This is a genomic window from Hungatella effluvii (assembly GCF_003201875.1).
Classification (GTDB): Bacteria; Bacillota; Clostridia; order Lachnospirales; family Lachnospiraceae; genus Hungatella; species Hungatella effluvii.
The window spans coordinates 422,715-445,333 of the sequence record NZ_QJKD01000003.1; the positions used below are offsets into that span (position 1 = coordinate 422,715).

The following is a 22,619-nucleotide window of genomic DNA, read 5'->3' on the forward strand; positions in this document are numbered from 1 at the left end:
GAAAAATGCATAACGGTTCGCGGCCCACGAATCACCTCCTCCGGCAGAGCGGGCCGGGATATCCAGTATTATAACATGCTTTTAAACTTTAGCTGATTCGAATTCAACGGCCTTCCTCACGCCTTTACAGCCCATCTCATCTTCGTCGACCGCGCCCGTCCGTTCCTCAAGCACTCTTCCGCCGACGGCCGTATCACCTCGTCCGCGATCTCACTGTAAACGCCTTCCTTCTTCAGACGTTTAAAGGATTTCTTCACCAGCCTGTCCTCGCCGGAGTGGAAGGTCAGAATCGCCACACGGCCGCCCGGCGCCAGAACGTCCGGAAGCGCCTCTAAGAATGAGTAGAGCACTTCAAACTCGCTGTTCACATCGATCCGCAGCGCCTGAAATGTCCTCTGACACGATTTTTTCACCGCTTCCTTCCGGTCCGCTTCCGGCACTGCAGAGAGAGCCTTCTCAATCACCTGGCGGAGGTGCGTCGTCGTATCGATCGGATTGCCCTTTTTAATCTCCAGGACGACCGCTCTGGCGATCTCCTCCGCGTATGGCTCGTCCGCATTTTCCAGAAGCATCCCCTGCAGCTCTTCCTCGTCGATTGTACGCAGGCGTTCCGCGGCCGTGATTCCCTTCTCCGGATTCAGCCGCAGATCCAGCGGGCCTTCGGTTTTATAAGAAAATCCACGGTCGGGATTGTCGATCTGCATGGAAGATACGCCGAGATCCGCCAGCACAAAATCGAACGGTCCCACCTCCGCCCCCACGCGGCCGATATTCGCAAAATTCTCCTGAATTATCGTCAGTATTTCCGGGCCGAAGCCCTGGCTCTGCAGACGTTCCCGCGTCTTCACAAGCTCGATGGGATCGACATCAAGGGCGTAGAGATGGCCCTCCGACTGCAGGCACTTTAACATTTCCCGGGTATGGCCGCCGTAGCCAAGCGTGGCGTCAAGCCCCTTCTGCCCCGGCTTGATCTGAAGGAAATCAAGGATTTCCTGAACACAGATCGAGATATGCATCCCAGCCGGCGTACTTCCCTTGCTCACCACCTTCGCCACGGTATCGGCGTATTTCTCCGGCTGAAGCTCCTTATATTTTTCCTTATAATTTCTCGGATGAGTCCCTTTATACCGGACCCTGCGTTTATGTGTCTGCTCCTGATTCTCCATTTGTTCCTCTCTCCTCCTGTTCTCTTATCGAGTGCTCTTATCAAAATCGCCGCTTCCGCGCCCTTATCCGGCCTGAATCCCCGTTTCTCCCGGATACAGAACCGTCCGGTCCTCCGCGCTGTTTAACGTTACAATCCACAGGGCGCCGTCGCTTTCATTCAGCCAAATCTCGCCATTTCCCACGGCTACTCCCCTATAGTTCCACCAGATGGAATCCTCATCCATAAACTGACTGAGGCGCTCCTTAAAGTCTTCCGTGAAAATCTCATCGTAATACGTTAAAAATGCCTCCGGACTCTCTACCGTCACTTCCTGGTCCGGCAGAATCACTTTCCTCGGAAATGCAATCATCCGGGAGGCTTCCGCCTTTTCTCCCGCCTTTACATGGCCTGCAAATTTCTTTAGAAAGGCCCTCGCGTCCGTTTCCCGAATTCCGGTTATCTCATACATCTTGTCCTCACCGGCTCCGCTCTCCGGACTGGCGGAGTCCGTTTTTGCGCCGGTTCCGGCTTCCGCCGTTTTATCGGCCCCTTCCCCCTTGACGGGGGCTGTCCGGTTTTTTATAAAATCCATAATCGTGCTGATATTCTCGTTGGCGTGTGCCTCATCGACCGCTTCGGACAGTTCGGTGTCAATCACAAATTTCGTTCCGTCGCCCATAAAGATTCGCGTAGTGGGAAATGGAACCGCCGCCTGCGGACCCGCCCCCGTTATATACGAAAGAATAGCGATTACATCCTCATTTCCATCACCGTCAATGTCACGAAAAGATACCATATCCACCGATTCGAAGGTCCACGGTACACAGCCCTCATCCCATACATGAGGAAATTCATATAATATCTCATCATTTTTCGTCAAATAGAACGCGGCATCATCATGAACACGACCGGCCATGGGCGCATAGGAAACGAAACGGACATCTCCCCAGTTCTTCCATGTGACATCAAAGCTCTGTCCGGCAATAATCCGGCTGCCATTCAGCGTATGTTCTCCGCCCTCTTCCGCTTCTCCACCGGCACCGGCAGCAGCGGCCTCAGACGCAGAGACCGTCAACGGCTCCGTGGTCTGCGTTTCCTCTGCGGCCGACTGCTCCGCTGCAGTGCTATCTGCCGTTTGGCCATGGGAGCAGGCCGACAGAACTGCTGCCGACACTGCGCCTGCCAAAATTACGTATTTTATCTTATTTTTTCGTTTCATCCTTATCAAAATTTCCTTCCAGTCCTGCATCCTGTCATTCGATACGCCCGCCAAAACGGGCTTTCTTTTATCCCATGTAGTATAACACAGCCTAACCATGTCAGCAATCCTGTTGTGAAATCTGTTGTGAAATTTCCCGGGCCTCCGTACCGAAACGCGATTTCTTCAGCAGCAAAGCTTTCGCACCACAAAAACAGCGGAGGCCAGCACGCCTCCGCCATTTCACAAGTTTCATTTTACGCAATATATAGAATCTCCGTATCGCCCAGCGTCCTCTTTATCTCCTCCCGCAGGAATTTCTCTGCGTCCGCCCTCACCTCCGGCCGGTAGCAGTACTTTCCCCGGCCACGCCCCGTCATGAGTTCCTTGTCGTAGAGCTCCGGCGCAGCCGGAAATGCCTCTCCGTTAATCGCCCGATGCACAAAGCTGTATGTCATCAGGATAACCTCCAGAAACATCTCCTGCTTCATTTTCGATGAGAGGTGGTCTCTCAGCGTCTCAAGCAGCGTCCGGTACTCCTCTTTCCAGCCTTCCATGATGATGACCGGGGCAATCAGCAGGCCGCAGGGATAACTGGCGTCACACATCCGGTTTACCGCGTCGATCCGCTGCATCAGAGATGAGGTCCCCAGCTCAATTCTGCTGATGATGGGCTGCGGATTCACACTCATGCGGAAAATCGCTTTCCCCCGGTGATCCAGGTTCAGCAGCGGATCCACCATGTGAAATTTCGTCGGAAATGTAATATGGCCGCGGCCTCTTTCAGCAAACTGTGTGATCGTCCACTCCAGATTCCCCGTAATGGTATTTTCCAGCACAAGGTCGCTGTTGCTGCCGATCTCGAAGGTTTTCTCGGTATCGCTGCTGAAAGACACCTTGATCAGCCGGTCCATCATCTGCTCCCGGTTGACAAAAAGCCGCAGATACGAGCACTTATTGTAATTGCAGACCAGGTAGCAGTACAGGCACATGGCACTGCATCCGGAAGAGGTATAGGGAACCAGATAATCGGATACCTTATGATTCTCCACATACTTATGCGTCTTCCTGATCCCAATAATCAGGTTCCGCTTCATCCGCCCGAATTCCTTATTGGACTTCTCCTGCATCTCGGGAATTCGGTTGTGGCTCTCTATGGGAATCCACGGCAGTTCTTTAAACTGTTCCTTTAACTCCTTTCCCAACTGGTAATTCAATATCTCCGGCTCATAATAAACTTCATTAAAATGCTGCATACCGTCTCCGTTTCCTCCGGCTCACTTCCCACCGGAACGTTTTCTAACAGTATGCAGCAATGGCAAAAAATTATTCTTTTTTTATGGCATCCAGCCCCTATCTGCTCTTATAGAGATCGGCCGTATAATTCTCCATCGGATTCCAGTTTTTAAATTCAAAATCATCGGCGGACACATCGGCCCCCTTCGCCTTGGCGGCATCGATGGCTCTCATCCACTCTTCTTGTGTCTTATCTGAAAGTGTCTTTAACTCCGTCTTATAATCAATGTTCTGCGCCAGAATACCCTGTGCGATTTCCCCGAGTCCCGGAGTGATCGCGGAAACTTCTGCATAAACGTCAGCTGTGGCCGGATTTCCCACGATCGGATCTGGTGCCAGAGCCGCTTCCTCGTTGTTTAAATTGTAATACTGAAGCATAACGTCGTCGGTCATATGAGCCTTGTTGGCCGCGTCGATTACCGAGACAAATCCACCGTCTTCCACGAGACCCGCCTGATAATCCTCAGAATAGAGCGCGGTTAAATACTTGGCCGCCACATCCGGATGCTTGCAGTTTGCGGAAATTCCCATCCATGGCTGCGCTCCGATATAAGGAAGCTTGCCCTTCATTCCATCGTCCGGTGCCGGAAGCGCAATGACACCGAAATCCAGATCCGGGTTATCCTTGCGCCATGTGGAGATACACCATGCGCCCTGAATGATAAACGCCGCCTGATTCTGTGCAAACAGTGCGCGGGCCTCCGGTGCCTTGATGGAAACGGTATCCGGATGGAAGCATCCCTCTTTCACCAGTGTATCATAGAAATCAAATGCACTCTGCATTGCCTCGGAATTCAGCGTATTCTGCCCATCCACCAGAATCATCTGGGAAATGTCGCTGCACTTGCCGCCATCTAAGCTGGCCAGGGAGCGAAGCGCCAGCTCCAGACGGTTCGCCTGTGCGCCGCTGTCGATGATTCCAAAATACTTGCCATTTCCGGCGTCGCTTATCTTCCTGCACACGTCGATAAACTCGCTGCGGGTTTTCGGGAGCTGGCTCTCATCGATGCCTGCCTCTTTTAACACATTCTTATTGTAAAATACAAGGGTATTGATGATATTTGCCGATTCCGGAAGCACATACGTCTTGCCGTCAATGGTCGTGATTCCTTCATTCAGAGCGCCATCCGCGAACGTATTCAGGAAATCATCGGATACGTAATCATTCATTGGCATAAACCAGTTCTCCTTCAGGGCCGCGCTCAGCTTCATGCCGGAGGGAAGCGGGAATAAATCCGGTGCGTTCCCCGCCTTGATGGCGGAAATAACGGTCTCCTTGAACTGATCCGCAGTCAGAACCGTGTACTCGATCGTGACGTTGGGATTCTCCTCCATAAATTTCTTGTGGAAAGCCTCCCTGCGCTCCTTCGTACTGTCACTCCAGTCGATGATCTTTAATGTCACCTTTTCATCTGTCGGCGTATCCACGGCTTCGGTCTCTTCCTTTGCCTCTGTCACGGCTGCCGTCGTATTCGCGTCATCCTTTGTCTGCACCTTGACTCCGCAGGCGCTTAAGGATCCGGCCATAAGCACAGCCAGCACCGCCGCAAGGGCTCTCTTCACTTTTCTCATAAATATATCCTCCTTTATTTGATTTTCTTAACTCTTTACAGCTCCGGCGATACCATCTACAAAATACTTCTGCAGTGCAATGAACACGCAGATAACCGGCACGATTGCAATGCTGGCGCCGGCGGCGATGCCGGTCCAGTCAACGACATTTTCGCCTCGTAAGGCGTAGAGTCCCACAGCGAGCGTCCGCAGGGACGGATTGTTAAGCGTAATGATAAGGGGCAGCAAAAAGGAGTTCCATGTCCAGATAAACTGCATGATCACTACGGTTACCATGATCGGCTTGGCAAGCGGGAACATGACGCTGCCATACGTCTGAACGAAATTAGCGCCGTCAATGGTGGCCGCCTCTTCCATCTCTCCCGGAATGGAAGCATAGAAGCTGGAAAACAGCATCAGAAAGATGACATGGCCGCCGCCCGACTCCGCCAGGATCAGCCCCACCAGACTCTGGGACAGGCCGATGTTTTTTAACAGCTCATAGATCGGGATCACGGTAAATACCAGGGGGATCGTGATGCTGGCCATGAATATCTTCATGATTAAGCCCTTTCCCACAAAGGAGTAGCGGCCCATGACGTATCCGGCCAGGGAGGTGCTTAAGAGTACAATCACCACAACCGATACCGTTACGATGATGGAGTTTTTAAAGTAGATGCCGAAATTCGCGTTATTCCATGCGCGGATAAAATTGTCCAGGTTAAAGGACTGGGGAATCAGATTCAGCCCGCTGGCAAAAAATTCATTCTGCGTCTTGAAGGAAGCCGAAATCATCCAGAGAAACGGGTAGACCCACAGAAATGAAGCCACCGCCAGGACTGCGTAGAGGACCGTCTTCCCCACCTTGTTTAAAATCGATGTTTTTTCCATATGCCCCTCCTATATCGCGTTTTTCTTCTGAAACGCCGTCTTCACCACATTGCCCACTGTTCCGATCACCACGACAATGATTCCAAAGGTCATGGCTGCGGCGCTGGCGTAACCCAGCCGGGGCATTCCGCTGCTGCTGGCATAGGCCGTCCGGTATACGAAGGTAGCCGCCACATCCGTGGAGTAAAACGGTCCGCCATTGGTCATGGTCTGAATCAGATCGAATACCTTTAAGGAGCTGATGATACAGAGTACGGTAATCACGCCGCCGATCGGAATGATCAGAGGAAATACCACATGGAGAAATGTCTGCCACTTGTTCGCACCGTCGATGGTCGCCGCCTCATATACGTCCTGGGATACGCTCTGCAGCGCCGCCAGCCAGTAGATCATAAAGGTACCGGAATCCTTCCAGACACCGATGAGCACTACCACGATCAGCGCCGTGTTGGCATTGCCCAGCCAGTTTAATCCCCTTACTCCGAAGAGGGACAGAAACTGGTTGATGGAGCCTGTTCCTCCGAAAATGAACATCATGATAATTCCCACGATGGAAGCTGTCGTAATGACTGGCAGGAAGAACACAGTTCTGAAAAATGTGGCTCCCTTCTTTAATATACTGTTAAAGATATAGGCCAGGGCCAGAGAAATTACCAGCTGCAGCGGAACGGCCATGATCATGTACTTGAAGCTGTTAGCTACCGCGTTAAAAAAGTATTTGTCCTGTAACAGCTCTTTAAAGTTGTCCAGTCCGACGAACAGGGCGCTTGATGTCATTCCCGACCAATCCAGAGTCGAATAAAAAATACTGGAGAGTATCGGATACCCCTGAAACAATATGTAGAGTATCAGTGTGGGAATCATAAAGATCCAGCACCACATGTTTATGCGCCTTCTCTGCTTCTTTCTGCGGTCCACTGTTCTGGCCGGCGAAGCGGCTGAAAACTGTCCTTTCATGGAAAGCCCTCTCTTTCTTCCTGTTTAATTATTTTTTATAATCAATTAGGCATTGCTTTTGCTGGTTACAATATAACACTTTTCCGTATGGCATGCAATATAAAATCAAAAAATAAAGTGTTTTTGTTTATTGTATCACTTTTAAAGAAATTTTATTGTGCATTTTACACATATATTTTTATTCTTTCTTTTTGTTATAATAGTTATAAAATATAATCAATTAATCAGATACATTACAGGAGGATTTCCATGACGATCAACATTTTATATCCCTCACATTCCGGTTCGCCTGTTGTCTTTGCCGCGCAGGAACTGTCCCGGTGCCTGGCGGAAATAGTTGCGGATTCAATAATTATACTTAATAATCAGAATTGCGGGCCGGATGACGTCACGCTGCGGCTCGAATCGCTGGGAAACCCGAAAAACAGCGAGGACGCTTACTCCATCGACGTCACCTCAGCCGGAGGAATCATCTCGGGAAGCAATGACCGCAGCGTCCTTCTCGGCGTCTACAAATACTTATGGCTCCTTGGCTGCCGTTTTCCCGCTCCCGGTCAGAAGCATGAATACATACCTTCCTTATATAAGAAAGAACAGCTCTCCGCCTGCTGTCGGAAGAAAGCCGCGCTGCGCCACCGTGGCGTCTGTATCGAGGGAGCCAACTCACTGGAGAATATTCTGGACTTCATCGACTGGCTGCCAAAGATGGGATACAACAGCTTCTTTCTCCAGTTTCAGCTTCCCTATACCTTTATGGCCCGCTGGTATCACCACGAGATGAACCCGCTCTTAAAACCGGAGGAATTTACGAGAGAGACTGCCGCCGCCTTCGCGGAAAAGATCGAGGAGGCGCTTCAAACGCGCGGTCTTCTGCTCCATCAGGCGGGCCACGGCTGGACCGGCGATGTGCTCGGCTTCCCTTGTGCTGACTGGAAAGCCATTACCGAACCGCTGCCGCCGGAGACTAGCTCCCTCGCCGCCTGTGTAAATGGAAAGCGGGAATTATTTCACGGAGTGCCCATGAACACCAACCTCTGCTACTCCAACGAAACCGTTATCGAAAGTTTTTCCGACCGAGTTGCGGAATACTGTGTACAGCATCCCACCGTCTCCTGCCTCCATGTATGGCTGGCGGATGAATTTAACAATATCTGTGAATGTGAGGCCTGCCGTGCCCAGCTGCCCACAGACCAGTATATACGGCTGCTGAACCGGATCGACGAGAAGCTGACCAGTCTGCACCTCGACGCCAAAATCGTCTTTCTGCTCTATCAGGAGCTCCTGTGGCCGCCAGTAGAGGAAGCCTTCCGCAATCCGGACCGTTTTCTCCTGATGTTTGCCCCTATCAGCCGTACCTTTGAGCATTCCTACCAGCTGAGGGACAGCTACGGGCCCATTCCGGCCTATGAGCGGAACCGGATCACCCTTCCAGTGGGACTCGATGAGAACATGGTGTTCTTAAGATCGTGGCAGAACTATTTCCACGGGGAAAGCTTCGTATACGATTATCCGCTGGGCCGGGCACACTACGGTGATTTCGGCTATATCCACATTGCCGAAATCATCGGCCAGGACATCCGGAAGCTGAAACAGATGGGCATGGACGGTTATATCAGCTGCCAGGAGCTTCGGGAATGTCTCCCAAACGCATTTCCGGGCTACGTCATGGGCCGTATGCTCTTTGATGAGGACGTGACATTTGAAGAGCTGAAGGAAGAATACTTCAGCGCTGCCTACGGGCCGGGCTGGGAACGGGTTCTTTCCTATTTAACAAAACTGTCTTCCCTGTGCAGCTGCGACTACTTCAACGGAAAAGAAAACCGAAAGGATCCGAACGAGGCGGCAGCCATGAGGGAATTGATCAAATACGTGGATTGTACTCCCGTGTCCGGGACAGACGGTGCAGAGGGCCGCACGGCCGCGCAAAATTTATTTTGGAAATATCTTGACTACCACCGAGAATATAGTTTACGATTAGGGAAAGCGCTGATGAAGCTGGCCGAGGGAAACGAATCGGAAGCACAGGAATGCTGGCGGCAGTTCCAGAATATGGTCTGCGAACGGGAGACGGAATTCCAGGATTGCCTCGATGTTTACCGCGTTACCGAGGTTTCCACCAAATATACCGGTTTCCAGCTGGAAGAACCGCTCGTCAGCACACTTTAGAGCTTGTTTGAAACTAGTACAGCGTTGCATAAGTTCTGGTGAATGCTGTACTAGCTTTCCACATGCTCTGGTAATATTATAACGATGGAAGAATGAGGTTGCTGCAGCCATGTATAAGGGAAAAAAGAAGAAAGCCTCCAACCGGAGCCGGATATTGGAGTGTATTTACCGGAACGCGCCCATTGCCCGAACCGATATCGCAGAAGAGACCGAGATCACGCCCGCAACGGTAACCATGAACGTTACCACGCTGATTTCGGAAGGATTTGTAAAGGAGCTGGGAGAAGTCTCCACAGACGAGGGCTCCTCGGGCCGCAAACGGGTTCTGATCGATATCATACCCGGCAGGGCTTACAGCATCGGTTTGGAGTTTACCCAGAAGGCCCTGGTCATCTGCATTACTGACTTAAAAGGCCGCATCCGTTTCCAGCACGCGGAACCGTTTAACGAGGAGCTGGCCGGCAGGATCACCGACGCCATTATCGATGGTGTAAAGGGCCTGGTCGCAGAGTCCGGCATTTCCTGGGACGAAATCGTTGGAATCGGAGCCGCGGTTCCAGGCCATATGAACGGGAGCGCCTCCAGTCTCGTGACCAACCGGAAGACATGGCAGAATTTCGACCCGAAACGGATTGAGAAGGAGCTTCCGCTTCCCATCGTCTATGAAAACAACGCACGCTGCATGGCTCTTGGCGAATATCTCTTCTCCCCGCAGGAAAGCCCGGACAGCTTCGCCTTTTTCCATGTAGGCATGGGAATGTTCTGCGCCAACGTCGTGGACGGCGAGATGTTCCTCGGCGAGAACTACGTGGCCGGCGAGATCGGCCATACCATCGTCAGCGAGGGCGGCCGCCGCTGTGAGTGCGGCAAATACGGCTGTCTCCAGACGTACGCCAGCGAAAACCACCTGATCCGCAACGCAAGACTGCTGTACAAAAACACGCCGAACACCATATTGAGAAGCCTCGTCCCCGACGATTCCCTGATCACCATCGAGACGATCACCACCGCCTATTCCATGGGTGATCCTGTAATCGGAATGTATATCGCGGAGGCGTTAAAATACCTTGGCATCACCATTTCCAATATCGCCATCATCACCAACCCGGGCAAGATCTTTCTGCACGGCCAACTCTTTGACAACCAGGACATTCAGAACGAACTGATGGATTACATCGAACGCCAGCTGATCTTCGTGGACCGCACCTATGCAGGGAACGTGGAAATCCTGCCGTATGCGGCCGTGGACGGAGCCGTGGGCGCCAGCGCGCTGGCCATTCTGCGGTTCTTCATCCGGCCGGCTATGGGGGAATAAATATGGACCTTTCCCTTGCGTTTTATCTCTAAGGAGGCGCCATGCTGATAAAATCTGAGCCCTGTCCCTGGTGCGGGCAGGAAATAGAGAGTCCGCATTTAACCCGCGGAACCTGCGAACACTGCGGCAAGCCGTACCGCCCGGTCATTCTGCTCTATAACCGGTACCGTACCCGGCGAAGCGAGGTTCCTCTGCTGCAGGCATATGCCTTTTATATCATCACGTTCCTGATGTTTTTGTACATTGCTGTCAGCAACAGCCTTCGCAGATCCGGTATTGATTTTATCAGCATCGTATTTGTCGTCCTTTACGGAACGTTTTTCCTGTTTCGACGGCCGAAGGTCTATCTGGCTAAGGTCTCACTTAAGGAGGCCGAATCCGAAAAAGAGTACGGAGTATCAGAAAATGAAGCGAACCTGGGAAATGGAGAAGTGGGTAGCGTCGGGGCTGATCAGAAGGGGACCTATATATTTCTGGAAGGCCGGGGCACCCCCTCCTTCTATCACAGCAGAATGAAGATACAGCTTCTAAACCAGAAGGACTTTTCTCCCTCTGACGTTCTGGAAGTCACTATTCATATGAGGGAAGACGTTACCGAGGTCTTTATTGAGACCGATGAGAACACACCGGAGTGCCTTAAGAGTCCCGGTACCGAATTTCGGCTGTTTGCCGGGGATTACGAGACAAATGGAGTCACCATGCGGCCGTCGGACCAGAGGGCCGGTCTCTTTCAGGCAGAGTTTACTTTTACAAACGCAGATTTCACACCGGACAAACACGAGTATTACAGGGCCGTTATGATGCTTCCCGAGGGAGATGTACCATTTCACCTGATCCCAAACGCCTCAGACATTCTGGAAAACATGATATCCGGAAAAATGGTTTATGAGGTCATGCTCTTCAGCCCTTTCATGAAAGCAAGGGACCTTCCCATTCCGGCTTATTTTAACCTCTGCCGGAAGGATGGGACGTATCTTGGCGGAGGCACTGTAACGTATCACTTCGCAAACCGTCTTCTCTTCGAGGAGACAGGGACGGGAGTAAATACGGATTATGAATCTCGGAACCGGTGGTTGTAGAATGACAGAGATTGAAAACAGAAGGCAGAAAGCCGGGAGTTTAAGATAACGTCTTAAACTCCCGGCTTTCTGTTTGATTTATGCGTTTTGCTTCTGCTCTCTCTGTTCTCACTGCAATATCACACCAGATGCTTATCCAGCGTAAATCCCCGTCCTCTCACCTCGCGCACGCCGTTGATAATGATAAATGCCTTCGGATCGATCTCCTGCACGCAGTGATTCAAGTGGCTCATTTCCCGGTTCGGGAGCACGCAGAGAACTGCCTTCTGGTCCAGCTTTTCGAATCCGGTCTGGATTGGCAGGAAAGTGGAGCCCCGGTCCAAATCCTTCTGGATAATCTCATTGATCCGTTCATACTCCCGGCTGATAATCAGCACCTGCACATCACCCGCGCCGAATACCAGCACCTGGTTTAATACGATGGAGGTCAGCAGTACGGACATGATGCCGTAAAGGATCTCTTCCGTGTTGGAAAATATCATCTGAGACAGCAAAATAAAAATGTCAAAGAAGTACATGGACACCGCCACCGGAATCCGGAACTTCTTGTTGAGAATCAGCGGTGGAATATCCATACCTCCGGTGGAACCGCCCAGACGCATGACGATCCCCAGGCCCAGTCCGGTCAGCATGCCGCCGAACAGGGCCGCCAGAAGGCGGTCATTCGTCAGATGGCTGAATGCCTCGATCTTCAGAAACTGATTCAGAAACACGGGAAATACAAGTGTGCTGACAATGGTGGTCAGCGCAAACCGCTTTCCCAGAATGTAGAATCCCAGCAAAAACATGACCACATTGAGGGCTGCCACCGTCACCGATACGTCCAGATGTGCAAAATGCTGCACGCTTCTGGCGATTCCCGTGGCGCCTCCCACCAGGAAATGGTTGGGCATGGAAAACGCCGAGAGCCCCAGCGCAAAAATCCCATTTCCCACCACAATTCCAAGTATCTTTCCTATTTTCTTACTCATTGTCAGCTCACATCCCCTTTGTAATTATAGTACGCTGTTTCGTCCGCCTATCGTGCTTGCGGTATTTTCAGTCCGGTCTCATACTTGATGTCGTCGATAATCACGCGCACATCAAATGTGCCGTTCAGTCCTTCCTTGTCCACATTTAAGGTCACTTCCCTGTCGTCCTTTGGCAGGAAGGTACCGGAACACATGGCCAGGAATTTCTGTGCGCTGGTTGAGATGAAGTAACGGTGGATTTCTGCCGGATCATCCTCTTTTTCCAGCTGGAACATAACAAGCTGTCCCTTCTTAAACTTGGCCTTGAAAATGATGCGGTCGTCTTCTTCCGTGAGCACCGCCTCACAGGATTCCGGAAGCAGTTCTCCGGTGCTTTCTGCCGGAACCTCCGTATCAAATTCGCCCGTAACGCCCAGTTTTCCTACGACTCTTCCCTTTCCCAGATCGAGACTCCTTCCCTCCCGGTAAAGGCTCATCTTCTCCGCACGGTAATAGTTGGATGGCAGATGCATTTCATACATCAGCTCTCCGTCCATAATCTCCACAGTAATACTCTTTAATACGCATTCCGGATCCTCCAGATTCATATAAACCGGAAGTTCCTCGCATGTGACACCATGATTATACCCCATTCCACCGGAATGTACCAGATAGTAACCATCACGGTAGTATTCTACATTGGAAATGTAGGAGGAGAAGAAATCATTTTTCCGTTCCTTTCCAAACTGCCATACCTGCTCGATCGTCATCTTCTCGGTATCGATGTGATAGCGGACTCCCCGGGAAAAGTTGTCCCGGTTGAGTCTGTAATGTTCCTTATTCTTGGATCTCCAGTGACCATTATCAAACATCATGATATCGCCATCCGGAAGCATCATACAGGCGTGCTGCTCATACTGCCAGTCGAAATCTCCTTCGCCTGCCGGTGTAAAGAAATAGCGGCTCACCATGTCTTCCGGCCACCCTTCAGGATCTCCGATGATCCAGTTGAGCTCTCCCGTCTCGAAGTCAATATTGATAACCGCGTCCTGGTGTCTGCCGGACAGTGTCAGAGAGTTGGTTCGTTTGTCATACCACACTGCATTGTTGTGGAACCAGTCGTGTTCGGACCAGCTTCCGGATTTCGCCGCTTCCTGTGGAAGTACCTTTTTGTAATCCCAGGACTTGATGATTTCCCCGCTTCCGCGGTCCACCAGCACGCACATATCTTCCGCTGTGGCGGCATTTTTCTCCTGAGTCAGAATCAGGAGATTTCCATCCTCCATCTCGAACTGGTCGTGGTGATAGCCGCCGGGAATGCGGTACTCCGTGTATATTTTACCAACCAGGTCCATTTCGCAGACTCCCGCCGTGTAGTAAGGCATGTTCAAGAGCCGGTTGGAACCTATGAGAATTCGGCCGTTTGCCGCGGGCTTCATATCGAAGATAAACGGCTCCACCAGATGCCAGCGGCAGTCGCCGCGGTAGTCGTAGCCGCCCGCCAGCGAGTCCCCCGCCGGTGTCACGAACATGAGCTGCCCATTCATGTAGTCACTCGTCGTATTGATGTAATCCGCCTGATACGGCATATTTTCAATTTTTTCCGTTGTCACAGTCACGTTATAAGCAGTTCCATCTTCCAGCGTGATCACAACCGTATTGTCATACTCGGGATAAAGCCCCAGCACAGGGAGAATCTGTTCCTTTGCCTTCGGAAATGTATGGGTGATATCGCCCGCAGCTTCCTTTCCCTTAACGGTCAGTGTTACCGCCTCTTCCTTCTCTGTATTGAATAAAAGCAGGGCTGTCAGCGGATTGACAAAATAAGGATTTACCACCACATACGGATGCTCTGCGGTATATTTTCCCCCCTCGAGTTCTTTTCTCATAGCCGTTTCCTGCTCGTACTGACGCTCCACTAAGTGGCTGATTCGCTCATAGCCGATTGTTTTTCGTTCCATAGTAATTCCCCTCCTGTTATTTTGTTAAAATTATAACACTGTCTTCACGGTCAAAAAAATATCAGTTGCTATGATTTTTCTTTTTATTTGCCTGGTGCTGTGGTATAATAGGAATACTTATGAGAGGTACCCATTATGACGGAATCCAATATGAATTACATGAACGCCCTGCGCGGCCTTGGTACTCTGACCCATAAAAAAAAGCACGACTGTCTGTACAATCGTGCCCATATGGACAAATACGTATACTGCCTCGAAGAAGGACTCTGCGCCCTGCACAGCGTCTCTCCAGGCGGCAGAGAACGGATCTATCAGTATTTTCTCCCCGGTGATTTTGTCGGCTTCATACCGGCCTATGCCCGTTCTTATCCCGACGATACCTTTTACGCGTTTTCCATCACGGCCAAATCCGCCTGCACACTCTATCAGATCCCCTATTCTACCTTCCGGGAATTTGTAGAGGCGCATCCTGATTTCTATCGCTGGCTCTTTGAGACGGCGATCGCCCATTATGATAATGCGTTAAAGCATTGCTATGCGCTCCAGGATGGCGATAATTTCGTCAGCCTCTGCTGTGCCCTGACCGAACTGGCCATCTACGAGGACCCGCATTACGTCATACATAAGGATTTTTCCTACAGCGAGCTGGCGGGCTACCTGGGAATCCATACGATCACGGTGACACGGCTCATGGGAAAGTTAAAGGACATGGGGATCGTGAGCAAACGAGGGCATCAGACGGTAATCCAGGACATGGAACAGCTGACAGCGATGGCGCAGGCGCGGTGCTGAGACCGGCCGCTCTCCATCAGAGCGACCTGCCCAATTCGCGCGCCTCTTCCAGTGCGGGATTCCCCTAGATTTCCCCCTTCTCTCTCACTTCCCTTACCAGAACCATCCCCGCGTTCTCCAGTTTATTTCAATCCACATTCTGAGTCCAGAATACAAAACCCAGAATGACATAGTAGCTATGCTACCATTTTATCCGGTTGCCCGGATTGTTTTGACCTCATGTCAGTGGGGGATATCTGCCCGCCACTGCCGCTAAGTTTGTTTTTGTGATTCATCTCCCACCTATAGAGGCTGGGAGAATTCCCGTTAATTTTGTTAAAGAAGTCAAGGATCAGCTGATACTGTACTTTTGTCGAGTAAAAAACGGAGGGCAGAGCAGCACCTGCGACCAAAAGCAGTACCATCTTCTTTCATATAAATTGACAGATGCAGAGATTCTGGTAACTGCATCGCTGGTCTATTTTTACGGAATCAGTGCGCAACTGAAGGCAGTCGTTGAGCGCTTACATACACCGATGAGAAATAAGTTTAAAATAAATCAGCTGCATATCGTCTTCCTGAAAGTATTGATTCCCTTCCCTCGTTTTTGCTTCCTGTCAATATTACGATCTTACTCACTGCACATACTCCAATTCTATTTTATAATTGTTGATTCGATTGTAGCACGCAGAGTATCATTCAGCAACTCCTTTGAGCAACTATCCGTCAGCTGTTCACAGTCATTCCTGCCCCTTAAAAAGCAGAATACGCCAAAAGAAAAGGGTGCGGTTTGCTCCGCACCCTCTTTCCTCCGGCATATTCTGCCTGCGTTCTATTTTTTTTCATCGTTCACATGCTTGATCGAAATCCCCGTAAATCCATACAGAATCGAGAATACCGGCGTCAGCCACAGCAGCGGAACGAATCCGATATACTGCGCCCACGTAACCCCCAGGGTTCCCGCCATGTAAATACCATAGCCATGCCATGGAATCATAGGTCCTGCCAGTGTGCCGCTGTCCTCCAGACACCGGGAAAGAATTCTCGGCGCAACACCGCGCTCTTTAAAGAGGGGCTGCATCAGACGTCCGGTCAGTACATGGGACATCGGGCTGGAGCAGCTGACAATACTGGTTACATATCCGGTTAAAAGCGTTGCCAGCACCAGGGAACCGTCGCTGTTGATCCGCTTGATAAAGACGGAAAGAATATTGTTAAGAACACCCAGGCGGTCCAGCATTCCGCCCATTCCTACTGCAAAAGTGATAATAGCCACATATTGAAGCATGCTCGCCATACCGCCTCTGTTTAAGATGGATTTCAGCACAGTAATGTCTGTATCACTGGTAAATCCGTCATAACAAACCTTAAGGATCGACCGCACATCAACGCCCTGGACGAAAATCGCCACAAGCGCTCCCGCAATCGCACCGATTCCCAGCGCTTCAAACGCGCCTACCCGGAACATCAGGAGTGCAATAATCAAAATAGCCGGGATCAGAGTGGTCCAGCCGATGTGGAACGCGCCCTGTAAGTAATCAATGTAAATATTCAAATCCCCCGGATCATAGCCGCCATTGGTCTGCTGTATCCCCACTACGGTAAAGAAAATAATGCTGATGATCATCGGAGGAAGCGTCGTCCACAGCATACTCTTGATGTGGTCTCCCAGCTTCGCTCCCGCAACGGCAGGAGCCAGATTGGTCGTGTCGGAAAACGGGCTTAACTTATCACCGAACATGGCGCCGCAGATTACCGCTCCAGCGACCATTCCCGGATTGATTCCCATAGCATTGCCGATCGCCATCATGGCCACACCGGCGCTGCCCGCGGAGCCGTATGACGTTCCTGTCACCAGGCTTAATACCGCCGTAAAAATGAGAGTAAATGTCAGTAAAAATGCCGGATTGATGGATTTCAAACCGTACACAATGATGGTAGGAATCGTTCCAGACGCCATCCAGGTTCCGATCAGAACGCCGATCGCCATCAAAATGGTCATCGTAGGCAGAACCACCTTCAACGCGTCAAAAGCTCCTTCTTTTACATGCTCATAGTCAATCTTCAATACAATACAGAATACATAGATAATCAGCCAGCTGAAAAACAGCCCGATCATCGGTCCGCCGACCTTAAAGCGAATACAGACCGCTACCGCCGCCACAATTAACAGCAGAAGCACCGCCGACTGAATCCCGTTAAGCGTCTTTTGCTCCTTCTCTTTTGTTCCCATACAGTGTTGCCCTCCAATAGTTATTTTTTTAACACAGCTCGTATCCTATCATAGCTCAAACACTGTGTTAAAAAAATAACTCACGCTAGGATTTTGTTGAAAAAGATATATTTTTACTGATACCAGAAGAAAGTCTGATTTCAGGACAAATTCTGATTTCAGGATAAGTTCTGATCCCCAGCCAGAAGCCATGTTACGATTCCGCGCTGAGCCTTCTCCGTATAGTACAGGACCTCATATTCATTTCCTTTTTCACTGAGCCGTTTCTCCGCTTCAATTCCGAAGTTACCGCCCTCTTCCGTCAGCTTTTTTCTGCCCATTCCGTTGAAAAACTGTATCTCCCAGCACTTCTCCTCCATCAGCTTCTGCTCCACGGATTTTATAGTCAGACGCTTCATGGCCTCATCGTCCCTTAAATCGTTAATCTGTCCCACAAAATCACTTAGCGTTACCCGGTCCGAATAGTGAATCTGGTCTGCCAGTTCCTCTGTCATTACAAATTCTGATTTTGTTTTTGATGACTTTTTCTTAGTTTCCTTTTCCTCTGCTGAAGACGCCTTCTCCGGTAATGTATCTCCCGGCAGATCCGCTTTTTCCGGACTTCCGTTTTCCCACGCCGTAAGAGCCGCCTCCAGCGAGTAGTCCGGCAAATCCTCTTCCCCGCTGAAAAAGTACAGATCATCACCGTCGTCGTATCCGCTGTAATCGGGAACCGCTGCCGCTGTCCCGGCCGCTGCACCAGCCTCTGAACCAGTCGCTGCCCCAGCCTCTGCCTGGGTCTCCTTCTTCACACATGCAAGGAACCGCTCTCCGTATTTCGTATACTTAAATTCCCCTACCCCGGTCACCTTAAGCATCTCTTCTTTCGTCCCCGGCTTCACCATGCACATATGGGTCAGTGTCTTATCAGAGAAAACGATATACGGCGGAACCTTTTCCTCCTTCGCAATCTCCGCGCGCAGAGTCCGCAGCTTCTCAAACAGCGCTTCCTCGCGCTCTGTAAACTGTGCGCCGCCGAGGCCGGCCGCCAGCCCCTTTCGGCTCTTCTTTCCTTTTTCGCTCTTCACCTTTGCCGGATGTTCCTGTTCCTTTGCCATCTTCATGACAACCGGCTCTTCCTCTTCCAGTACCGCCTTCGACTTCTCCGTCAGCTTTACGATGGCGTATTCGTCATTGGTCACGCCCAGATACTCCTTGAGCTGAAGGTAATTCATCACCTGGCGGAGTTTATAGGTCGGCACTTTGGAAAGCTTTGCATAGTGGGGATTTTCATCCATACGGTACTGACGGATCTTTGCCGTATTGGCGCCGTGGACCGTATCGATAATCACGTTGGTCCCATACCGCTGCCTGCTGCTCTCCACGCATCCGATGAGTTCCACGGCAATCTCCGTCACGTCCACCGTCTCGAACTGACTCAGACAGTTGGAACAGTTTCCGCAGTAATTCTCTCCATATTCTCCGAAATACCGAAGGATATAATCTCTCAGGCACTCATTGGTAAAGCAGTAAAATGTCATCTTACGCAGCCGTTCCCGGTCTCTCTCCTGGACAATGGCACGGGTCACGGCATCCAGTTCCTGATTATCCCGGTTATTATCGATAAACAGCTGGTTTGTAATTACATCCTGGCCGCCATACAGCAGGATACACTCCGCCGGTTCCCCGTCTCTGCCAGCTCTGCCGGATTGTGTCAAGGTAATGACACGAAATAATTTATATTGTACCTCAGTCCAGCAATCAAAATATCAACCATTTTCTCCGCAGCATTATACACTTTGTCTACTCTTTCTCTGTAAATCTTAGTTGCCCATTCTAAGCCCCTACATCGGGTTTTAGCAAACAACTTAGGCATTATAACAGAAAATTAACAAATAATACACTGTCACCTTTTCAAATTTTTCTTAATCATTCTTTGCAATTCTAAACAAAATATCTCTCTTTCTATTTTTTCCATATCTGTCTTCGACTTATAATCTATCATTGCGATTTGATTCAATTCTCTACTAGGGTTCATACCTGTAATATATAACAATACATTCGATTTATCTGCCCACTCAGCATTTCGTAATTCCTCATTAATAACCCACATACGGAATCTAGGTCCTGCACCATTATGTTGCCAAACATGCTTAAAATCTGAAAACATTAAACCTTCCAACGATTCAGTATATACAATAATTGCTGTAATTTTCTCAAAAGCATCTGGTACAATTCCAATATCGGCTGCAACTTCTGGGTGTACTAGAATACCATTTACTGGATTTGTTAATAATGCCCACGCTTCCAAAAAGCTATTCGATGGAAAATCGCGATAGGACCAATTAATATAAAGTAAATTAAACTCATCTTTAAGTGGCACTGAAAATTTACCTGCAGCACTGTTAATAAAATCCCTAATTTTGAGCACACGAGGGTCCATATAGACTACATTGTGTTCAGCACAAAGCTTTTTAATTTCTTTACGTCCATCATTCGTAAGCATCACAGTTGGAATGACAATTTTCTCATTTATATGATTATCATGTGGAAATTCAGGTGACTTAACCTCGATATTAACTGTTACCAACCTTTCAGATTCTGCAGTTATTCCGCTATCACTTTTGCAGTTAATACTTCCTATAAATCTGGCTTCCGGATTCTTGTTATTAATTCCTGCAATAACTGCTGGCTCGTATATAACCTGTTCCCAATGCCATCGTGTAGCGTAAAATGAAAGGATCGAAACTTCTGAAAGTGCTTCGAAAAAAGTATCTTCTTTATAATGCTGTTTTCCAGCTGACATCTGATTTGTAATAAAACTCTTAATATTTTCAACTCCAAATTCTTGTATCAAAAACTGCATACGATTTGAAAAATTTATACAAAAGTTGATATTAAACGAAGAAATATTATTATTACCATTTAAATCTATTATACCTTGTTGATTAATATCATTCTCAATTAGCTGTTCTTTCCCCACAAAAGTCTCTAATCTGTTTTCAATAGCTTTAATCAAAAAGTGATCGTCAGAATACTCATCTAACCAGCCTTGCGTCCATGCGGTATGTAAAAAGCCACAAAGTTTTATATAGCCCTTTAATGGAAACGGTAAATTTCTACGCATAGCATTATCCTTTCTATCTAAAATTCTCTAATACAGTTTAATCTAAATAATATAGAATCAACTGCCCTGGTGCAAGCACAAAAGCGGGGGTATGTAAATTTCCCTGTCTCTACCTCTACTCAGTTTCAAACAAGCTTAATTGTCCCTCAACCCTGTATTTCGTAATAGTTTCTTATACTCATTCCCCTGATTTTTAACATAATTCGTTATTACTTCTTCGTTTCCATGCTCACTCACTGTCGATACATAATATCCCGATGACCAAAAATTCCCTCCCCATAATTTTTTCTTCACCTCTGTGCATCGGCTAAGCACTTCTTTCGCTGTTATGTTTTTTACGATCTTTACGATCTGAGTGGGGCTGTAACTCCGCACGGATTGTATGAGAAAGTGCACATGGTCTTTATCTATTCCTATCTCCAAAAATAAATGTCATAACGCTTGCTTATTTCTATACAGGTTTCTTTTATTACCTGTTCTACTTCGTCATCTACTACCACTCTCCGATATTTTGTTGGAAATACAAAATGATACATAAGCTTTGATACGTTGTGCGATTTGTGTATATTTTCACTCATCTACAACTCTCCTTTCCGCTTACATAGTATCACCTTTTTCTCTTTTAGATAAGCAAGTTACGATGCAAGCATCGGGGAACCAGCTCCTCCGTCATAACAAACTCCGTCTTGCCAGCCTTAGACTTTTTCTTTTTAACAGTGCTAATCTCGACAGGTATTTCCTCTTTTTTCACCGGTTTATTGGCCGCACTTTCCCAGGCAGCCATCGCGTCGTCTATTGACCAATCGTCAAACTCTCTGCTGTCGCTGCTGAAATACAGATCGTCACTGTTAAAATATCCATCGTCCTCTATACCATCTATTCCAATATTACCAGCAACGCTTTTCGCGTTCCCGGCAGCACCATTCCCCTTACTATTGCCAGTTCGATATCCAGCACCATTTCCCTTCTCAATTTCCTTATCCGCTACTGGCACAGCATAACCCTCCCCAACTTCAGCCTTCACACATGCCAAAAATCTCTCCCCATATTTATCAAACTTAAATTTTCCGACGCCGGACACCGTCAGCATATCCGTCTTCGTTCTTGGTTTCACGACACACATATGCACCAAAGTTTTATCAGAGAAAACGATATATGGAGGTACTTTCTCCTCTCTGGCAATCTCGCTGTGGAGCATCCGCAATTTTTCGAATAACGCTTCATCAGCCTCTGCTAACTCGATTCCCGCCATCTTTCCTTTCTTCGGCTTCTTCTCACGCTTAAACTTTGCCGGATGATCCTGTTCTTTTGTCATCTTCATCACTACCGGCTCACCTTCGTTCAGGACCTTTCCAGAATTGGCAGTCAGCTTAACAATTGCATATTCATCGTTCGTTACTGTCAAAAATTCCTGCAGAATGAGGTAATTCATCACCTGCCGCAGCTTAAATGTGGGGACTTTAGCCAGTACCGCATAATATGGATTGCTGTCCATTCGATACTGCCCTATCTTAGCCGTATTCGCCCAATGTACCGTATCTACAATCACATTTACTCCATACCACTGGTGACAGGAAAATACACAGCCAATTAATGCCTTCGCAATCTCCGTTACATCCACCTGCTCAAACTGGCTTAAGCAGTTGGAACAGTTTCCGCAGTAATTACTCCCGTACTCTCCAAAATACCGCAGTATGTAATCCCAAAGACACTCATTTGTAAAACAGTAAAACGTCATCTTCCACAGCCGTTCCCGGTCTCTCTCCTGGTCGATGGCATTGTTTACGCTATCCAGTTCCTGATTATCCCGGTTATTATCGATAAACAGCTGATTGGTAATCAAATTCTGACCGCCGTAAAGCAGGCTGCACTCCGCAGGCTCCCCGTCTCTGCCTACTCTTCCGAATTGTGTCAAGGTAATAACACGAAATTATCAAAATTAATTATTTAGTCACATTATGTTACTAATAGCAGTTCTAGACAATTATCTATCCTGGA

General features: G+C 49.0%; 14 protein-coding genes and 3 pseudogenes. 4 read left to right on the top strand and 13 right to left on the bottom strand.

From position 1 onward, the window contains the following. Positions 1-116 precede the first annotated feature (116 nt). The 6 genes from rsmH to DFR60_RS07855 form a co-directional block, all read right to left on the bottom strand. Positions 117-1,166, bottom strand: coding sequence for a 16S rRNA (cytosine(1402)-N(4))-methyltransferase RsmH (rsmH, locus tag DFR60_RS07830; RefSeq protein WP_110322393.1), 1,050 nt, complete (start codon positions 1,164-1,166; stop codon positions 117-119). 63 nt (positions 1,167-1,229) lie between these two features. Then, a complete protein-coding gene (locus DFR60_RS07835; RefSeq protein WP_146218584.1) occupies positions 1,230-2,366 on the bottom strand; it encodes a hypothetical protein in 1,137 nt (378 codons plus the stop codon). Between the two features lie 236 nt (positions 2,367-2,602). Then, positions 2,603-3,601: an SPL family radical SAM protein gene (locus DFR60_RS07840; RefSeq protein ID WP_110322395.1), complete on the bottom strand. Its 999-nt coding sequence runs from the start codon at positions 3,599-3,601 to the stop codon at positions 2,603-2,605. Between the two features lie 97 nt (positions 3,602-3,698). Beyond that, the gene (locus tag DFR60_RS07845; protein ID WP_110322396.1) at positions 3,699-5,213 is read right to left on the bottom strand and encodes an ABC transporter substrate-binding protein; all 1,515 of its coding nucleotides are present in this window, start codon (positions 5,211-5,213) and stop codon (positions 3,699-3,701) included. 27 nt (positions 5,214-5,240) lie between these two features. Beyond that, positions 5,241-6,083: a carbohydrate ABC transporter permease gene (locus tag DFR60_RS07850; protein WP_002602803.1), complete on the bottom strand. Its 843-nt coding sequence runs from the start codon at positions 6,081-6,083 to the stop codon at positions 5,241-5,243. Between the two features lie 9 nt (positions 6,084-6,092). Further along, positions 6,093-7,040: a carbohydrate ABC transporter permease gene (locus DFR60_RS07855; RefSeq protein ID WP_110322397.1), complete on the bottom strand. Its 948-nt coding sequence runs from the start codon at positions 7,038-7,040 to the stop codon at positions 6,093-6,095. Between the two features lie 249 nt (positions 7,041-7,289). On the opposite strand from DFR60_RS07855, the gene DFR60_RS07860 reads away from it, so the two are divergent. The 3 genes from DFR60_RS07860 to DFR60_RS07870 all read left to right on the top strand — a co-directional run bounded on the left by DFR60_RS07860 (position 7,290) and on the right by DFR60_RS07870 (position 11,600). Continuing rightward, a complete protein-coding gene (locus DFR60_RS07860) occupies positions 7,290-9,206 on the top strand; it encodes a DUF4838 domain-containing protein (RefSeq protein ID WP_110322398.1) in 1,917 nt (638 codons plus the stop codon). 109 nt (positions 9,207-9,315) lie between these two features. Next, positions 9,316-10,521 carry an ROK family transcriptional regulator gene (locus tag DFR60_RS07865; RefSeq protein ID WP_110322399.1) on the top strand — a complete coding sequence of 402 codons (1,206 nt, stop codon included), beginning with the start codon at positions 9,316-9,318 and terminating at the stop codon, positions 10,519-10,521. A gap of 41 nt (positions 10,522-10,562) precedes the next feature. Then, positions 10,563-11,600, top strand: a complete 1,038-nt coding sequence (locus DFR60_RS07870) for a hypothetical protein (RefSeq protein ID WP_110322400.1) — start codon at positions 10,563-10,565, stop codon at positions 11,598-11,600. Between the two features lie 119 nt (positions 11,601-11,719). Here the strand turns inward: DFR60_RS07870 and DFR60_RS07875 are convergent, their stop codons facing one another. Continuing rightward, entirely contained in the window at positions 11,720-12,571 is an 852-nt protein-coding gene (locus DFR60_RS07875) for a YitT family protein (RefSeq protein ID WP_002602798.1), read from the bottom strand. A gap of 47 nt (positions 12,572-12,618) precedes the next feature. Continuing rightward, positions 12,619-14,511: an aryl-sulfate sulfotransferase gene (locus DFR60_RS07880; protein ID WP_110322401.1), complete on the bottom strand. Its 1,893-nt coding sequence runs from the start codon at positions 14,509-14,511 to the stop codon at positions 12,619-12,621. A 135-nt stretch (positions 14,512-14,646) separates the two neighbouring features. Here DFR60_RS07880 and DFR60_RS07885 point away from each other — a divergent pair, with 135 nt between their 5' ends. Continuing rightward, on the top strand, positions 14,647-15,303 hold the full coding sequence (locus DFR60_RS07885; RefSeq protein WP_110322402.1) for a Crp/Fnr family transcriptional regulator: 657 nt from the start codon (positions 14,647-14,649) through the stop codon (positions 15,301-15,303). An 811-nt stretch (positions 15,304-16,114) separates the two neighbouring features. Here DFR60_RS07885 and nhaC read toward each other — a convergent pair. The 5 genes and pseudogenes from nhaC to DFR60_RS07915 form a co-directional block, all read right to left on the bottom strand. Beyond that, on the bottom strand, positions 16,115-17,515 hold the full coding sequence (nhaC, locus tag DFR60_RS07895) for a Na+/H+ antiporter NhaC (protein WP_110322404.1): 1,401 nt from the start codon (positions 17,513-17,515) through the stop codon (positions 16,115-16,117). A gap of 158 nt (positions 17,516-17,673) precedes the next feature. Beyond that, positions 17,674-19,206, bottom strand: a pseudogene (locus DFR60_RS07900) (HRDC domain-containing protein); the annotation flags it as partial. 194 nt (positions 19,207-19,400) lie between these two features. After that, positions 19,401-20,621: a hypothetical protein gene (locus tag DFR60_RS07905; protein ID WP_110322405.1), complete on the bottom strand. Its 1,221-nt coding sequence runs from the start codon at positions 20,619-20,621 to the stop codon at positions 19,401-19,403. A gap of 135 nt (positions 20,622-20,756) precedes the next feature. Beyond that, a pseudogene (gene tnpA, locus DFR60_RS07910) lies at positions 20,757-21,199 on the bottom strand (IS200/IS605 family transposase). A gap of 44 nt (positions 21,200-21,243) precedes the next feature. Beyond that, positions 21,244-22,524 (bottom strand): annotated as a pseudogene (locus tag DFR60_RS07915) (HRDC domain-containing protein); the annotation flags it as partial. Between the last annotated feature and the right edge of the window lie 95 nt (positions 22,525-22,619).

Bases quoted from the DNA above. Each gene is read 5' to 3' on its own strand.
- DFR60_RS07880 (WP_110322401.1), bottom strand. From the start codon at position 14,511: ATGGAACGAAAAACAATCGGCTATGAGCGAATCAGCCACTTAGTGGAG.
- DFR60_RS07885 (WP_110322402.1), top strand. From the start codon at position 14,647: ATGACGGAATCCAATATGAATTACATGAACGCCCTGCGCGGCCTTGGT.
- DFR60_RS07870 (WP_110322400.1), top strand. From the start codon at position 10,563: ATGCTGATAAAATCTGAGCCCTGTCCCTGGTGCGGGCAGGAAATAGAG.
- DFR60_RS07845 (WP_110322396.1), bottom strand. From the start codon at position 5,213: ATGAGAAAAGTGAAGAGAGCCCTTGCGGCGGTGCTGGCTGTGCTTATG.
- nhaC (WP_110322404.1), bottom strand. From the start codon at position 17,515: ATGGGAACAAAAGAGAAGGAGCAAAAGACGCTTAACGGGATTCAGTCG.
- DFR60_RS07855 (WP_110322397.1), bottom strand. From the start codon at position 7,040: ATGAAAGGACAGTTTTCAGCCGCTTCGCCGGCCAGAACAGTGGACCGC.
- DFR60_RS07905 (WP_110322405.1), bottom strand. From the start codon at position 20,621: ATGCGTAGAAATTTACCGTTTCCATTAAAGGGCTATATAAAACTTTGT.
- DFR60_RS07835 (WP_146218584.1), bottom strand. From the start codon at position 2,366: ATGAAACGAAAAAATAAGATAAAATACGTAATTTTGGCAGGCGCAGTG.
- DFR60_RS07875 (WP_002602798.1), bottom strand. From the start codon at position 12,571: ATGAGTAAGAAAATAGGAAAGATACTTGGAATTGTGGTGGGAAATGGG.
- DFR60_RS07860 (WP_110322398.1), top strand. From the start codon at position 7,290: ATGACGATCAACATTTTATATCCCTCACATTCCGGTTCGCCTGTTGTC.
- DFR60_RS07840 (WP_110322395.1), bottom strand. From the start codon at position 3,601: ATGCAGCATTTTAATGAAGTTTATTATGAGCCGGAGATATTGAATTAC.
- rsmH (WP_110322393.1), bottom strand. From the start codon at position 1,166: ATGGAGAATCAGGAGCAGACACATAAACGCAGGGTCCGGTATAAAGGG.
- DFR60_RS07865 (WP_110322399.1), top strand. From the start codon at position 9,316: ATGTATAAGGGAAAAAAGAAGAAAGCCTCCAACCGGAGCCGGATATTG.
- DFR60_RS07850 (WP_002602803.1), bottom strand. From the start codon at position 6,083: ATGGAAAAAACATCGATTTTAAACAAGGTGGGGAAGACGGTCCTCTAC.